Origin of the sequence: Pseudomonas sp. 34 E 7 (assembly GCF_900005715.1) — a bacterium.
GTDB classification, from domain to species: Bacteria; Pseudomonadota; Gammaproteobacteria; order Pseudomonadales; family Pseudomonadaceae; genus Aquipseudomonas; species Aquipseudomonas orientalis_A.
In genome coordinates, this window is record NZ_CVTX01000079.1 from 1 (window position 1) to 4266 (window position 4266).

General features: G+C 65.9%; 2 protein-coding genes and 1 pseudogene. All 3 read left to right on the forward strand.

Annotated features, from left to right (window positions below):
• Nucleotides 1-320 (forward strand): annotated as a pseudogene (locus tag BFP96_RS03825) (DNA lesion error-prone repair protein ImuA); the annotation flags it as partial.
• A 7-nt stretch (nucleotides 321-327) separates the two neighbouring features.
• On the forward strand, nucleotides 328-1743 hold the full coding sequence (locus BFP96_RS03830; protein WP_065891790.1) for a Y-family DNA polymerase: 1416 nt from the start codon (nucleotides 328-330) through the stop codon (nucleotides 1741-1743).
• A 136-nt stretch (nucleotides 1744-1879) separates the two neighbouring features.
• Nucleotides 1880-4266 (forward strand): error-prone DNA polymerase (locus tag BFP96_RS03835; RefSeq protein ID WP_065935618.1); only part of this gene is annotated, 2387 nt, incomplete at its 3' end.

Genomic DNA, 4266 nt, shown 5'->3' on the forward strand with positions numbered 1-4266 from the left:
TGGATGTGCGCCAGCTCGCAGTGATCCAGGCCCAGGAGCGTGATGCGCTGTGGGCGGTGGAACAATGCCTGCGCTCGGGCAGTTGCGGCGCGGTGTTGTGCTGGCCGCACAAGGCCGATGACCGGGCCTTGCGCCGTTTGCAGGTGGCGGCGGAAACCGGGCAGACCCTGGCGTTTGCCTGGCGCTCCTTGAGTGAGGCGATCAATCCATCGCCGGCCGCCTTGCGCCTGGCGGTCGAGTCAAGGCCGGCACAAGTGCGCGTGCTCAAATGCCGGGGCGGCCTGGCTCACCCGGCGCCGATTGCCCTGGCGGGGCATTGAGGTTGCCATGCGCTGGGTCTGTATTGTTTTCCCGCAATTGGCGCTGGACGCCGTGCTGCGTGCCCATCCCGAGCCCGATCAGCCGCTGGCACTGCTGGCCGGTACGCCGCAGCGGCGCGTGCTGCAAACCGTCAATACCGCCGCCCGCGCCCTGGGGTTGCGTCCCGGCCAGTCGCTGACGGCGGCGCATGCGCTGACCAAAGCCTTTGCCTGCGCTGAATACGACCCGCTGGAGATCGAGCGCTGCCAGCAATTTCTGGCCGCCTGGGCCTACCGCTTCAGTTCCCAGGTCAGCGTGTATTACCCGCGCGCCTTGCTGTTCGAGATCGAGTCGAGCCTGGGCCTGTTCGGGCCCTGGCCGCAGTTCGAAGCGCGCTTGCGCCAAGAGTTGACCGAGCTGGGCTTTCGGCACCGCATCGTCGCCGCGCCCAATCCAGCGGCGGCGCGGGTGTTGGCCAATCGGTACGATGGCCTGGCGGTGGCTGATGACAGCGCCTTGATGCAGGCGCTGGCGCCACTGCCGGTCGACCGCGCCGGGATTGACCCGCAGGCCGCCACCGCCTTGTCGCGCATGGGCCTGCGCACGTTGGTCCAGGTGCAGGCGCTGCCCCGGCATACCCTGGCGCGGCGCTTTGACGCCAGCCTGCTCAAGCACCTCGACGCCCTGACCGGGCAGCGGCCATTGGCCCTGGGTTTCTATCAACCGCCGGACCGGTTCGATGTGCGCATCGAGTTGAATTTCGACGTGCAATCCCACCAGGCCTTGCTGTTTCCCTTGCGCCGCCTGACCGCTGACTTGTCCGCCTTCCTGTGCGGGCGTGACAGTGGCGTGCAGCGTTTCGACCTGCACCTGGAGCATGCCCAGGCGCCCGACAGTGTGATCAAGGTCGGCCTGCTGAGTGCCGAGCGCGAGCCCTCGATGCTGTTCGAACTGGCCCGTGGGCGCCTGGAACAGGTGCAAGTCACGGCACCGGTGCGCGGGTTTCGCCTGGTGGCCCAGGACTTGCCGGTGTTCGTGCCGCAGCGCCAGGACCTGTTCGATGACCGCCCGCAACAGACCCTGCCCTGGGAACAATTGCGCGAACGCCTGCGCGCACGCCTGGGCGATGAAGCGGTGCAGGGCCTGCGTTTTCACGCCGACCATCGCCCTGAATGCGCCTGGCAAACCGCCGTTGACCCCCGTCCATGCCCGACCTTGAACAAGGTGCGGCGCCCTGGCTGGTTATTGCACCAGCCGACCTTGCTGGCCGAGCAGGGCGTACAGATCCTGATGGGGCCGGAACGCATCGAATCCGGCTGGTGGGACGGCGCCGATATCCGCCGCGACTATTACCTCATCCAGACCCGCACCGGCCAGCAAGGCTGGGCCTACCGCACAGTGGGGCAACAGGATGGATTGTGGTTGCAAGGCTGGTTTGCATGAAAGCCCATAGGTCGCCACCCTCTGTAGGAGCGAGCTTGCTCGCGAAGGTGGTTAACGATAACGCGGGGCACCAGAATGAATGCGGTGCCCTTGGGTTTTTCGCGGGCAAGCTCGCTCCTGCAGGGGCGGGGCAGGCATGAGTTACGCCGAGCTGCATTGCCTGTCCAACTTCAGCTTCCAGCGCGGTGCCTCCAGTGCGCTGGAGTTGTTCGAACGCGCCAAACGCCAAGGCTACAGCGCCCTGGCGATCACCGACGAATGCACGCTGTCGGGCATCGTGCGCGCCTGGCAGGCAGCCAAGGCGCTGGAACTGCCGCTGATTATCGGCAGTGAAGTGCGCCTCGAGAACGGGCCGACACTGGTGCTGCTGGTGGAAAACCTGAGCGGTTACCAGCACCTGTGCCGCTTGATCACCCTGGCCCGACGCCGCGCCGAAAAGGGCAGCTACCGCCTGCTGCAGGAAGACTTCGAGCAACCGCTGCCCGGTCTGCTGGCGTTGTGGGTAGCGCAGGACAGCGACACCCAGGCCAGCATCCAGTGGCTGCGCCGCACCTTCGCCGAGCGCTTGTGGCTGGCGGTGCACCTGCACTGCGGGCAAGACGATGCGCGCCATCTGGAGCAACGCCTGCAACTGGCGGCCAGCCTGCAGATTCCGGCGGTCGCCTGCGGGGATGTGCACATGCATGCGCGCGGCCGTCGTGCCCTGCAAGACACCATGACCGCCATCCGCCATCACGTCCCGGTGGCCGAAGCCGGCCTGCACTTGCACCCCAATGGCGAGCGGCACCTGCGCAGTCTCGATGCCCTGGCCGCGCTCTATCCCCAAGCCCTGCTCGATGAAACCCTGGCCATCGCACGGCGCTGCACTTTCGACCTTGGCCAGTTGCGCTATCACTACCCGCGTGAGCTGGTGCCCGCAGGCCATGATGCCGAATCCTGGCTGCGCACCCTCACCCAGGAGGGCATTGCCCAGCGCTGGCCCGAAGGCATTGACCCCAAGACCCTGGAGCAGATCGACAAGGAACTGGGGCTGATCAGCGAGCTGGGCTACGAAAGTTACTTCCTTACCGTGCACGACATCGTGCGCTTTGCCCGCAGCCGTTCGATCCTGTGCCAGGGCCGCGGTTCGGCGGCCAACTCGGCGGTGTGTTTTGCCCTGGGCATCACCGAGATCAACCCGAGCCTGAGCAACGTGCTGTTCGAACGTTTCCTGTCCAGGGAGCGCAACGAGCCGCCGGATATCGACGTGGATTTTGAACACGAGCGCCGCGAGGAAGTGCTGCAATACGTCTTCCAGCGCTATGGCCGCACGCGTGCAGCGTTGACGGCGGTGGTCAGCAGCTACCACGCAACCGGCGCGGTGCGCGATGTGGCCAAGGCCCTCGGGCTGCCGCCGGATCAGGTCAACGCATTGGCCGACTGCTGCGGGCGCTGGAGCGACGACGCGCCGCCATTGGAGCGCCTGCGCGAAAGCGGCTTCGACCCGGACAGCCCGCTGCTGCGCCGCGTACTGACCCTGACCGGGCAATTGATCGGCTTTCCCCGGCATTTGTCCCAGCACCCCGGCGGCTTCGTGATTTCCGAATACCCGCTGGACACCCTGGTGCCGGTGGAGAACGCCGCCATGGCCGAGCGCACCATCATCCAGTGGGACAAGGACGACCTCGACGCCGTCGGCCTGCTCAAGGTGGATATCCTCGCCCTGGGCATGCTCAGCGCGATCCGGCGCTGCTTCGATTTGCTGCGCCGCCATCGCCACCAGAATTGGAGCCTGGCAACTATTCCCAAGGAAGACCCGGCCACCTACGCGATGATCAGCAAGGCCGACACCATCGGCGTGTTCCAGATCGAATCGCGGGCGCAGATGTCGATGCTGCCCAGGCTCAAGCCGCAAACCTTCTACGACCTGGTGATCGAAGTCGCCATCGTGCGGCCGGGGCCGATCCAGGGCGGCATGGTGCATCCGTATTTGCGGCGCAGGAACAAGGAAGAACCCACCACGTATCCATCGCCTGAATTGAAAGTGGTGCTGGAGCGCACCCTGGGCATCCCGTTGTTCCAGGAACAAGTGATGCAGATCGCCATGGTCGCCGCCGACTACAGCCCCGGCGAGGCCGACCAGTTGCGCCGCTCCATGGCCGCCTGGAAACGCCACGGCGGCCTGGAGCCGCACCAGCAGCGGCTGCGCGACGGCATGCTCAAGAACGGCTACACCGAAGCCTTCGCCGCGCAGATTTTCGAGCAGATCAAAGGCTTTGGCAGCTATGGTTTTCCCGAGTCCCACGCGGCCAGTTTTGCCTTGCTGACCTACGCCAGTTGCTGGCTCAAATGCCATGAGCCGGCGGCTTTCGCCTGCGCGCTGATCAACAGCTGGCCAATGGGTTTCTACAGCCCGGACCAGATCCTGCAGGACGCGCGCCGTCATCGCCTGCAGATCCGCCCGGTGGACGTGCAGGCCAGCGACTGGGATTGCAGCCTGGAACCCATCGACGGCGAGCAACCGGCAATTCGCCTGGGGCTGCG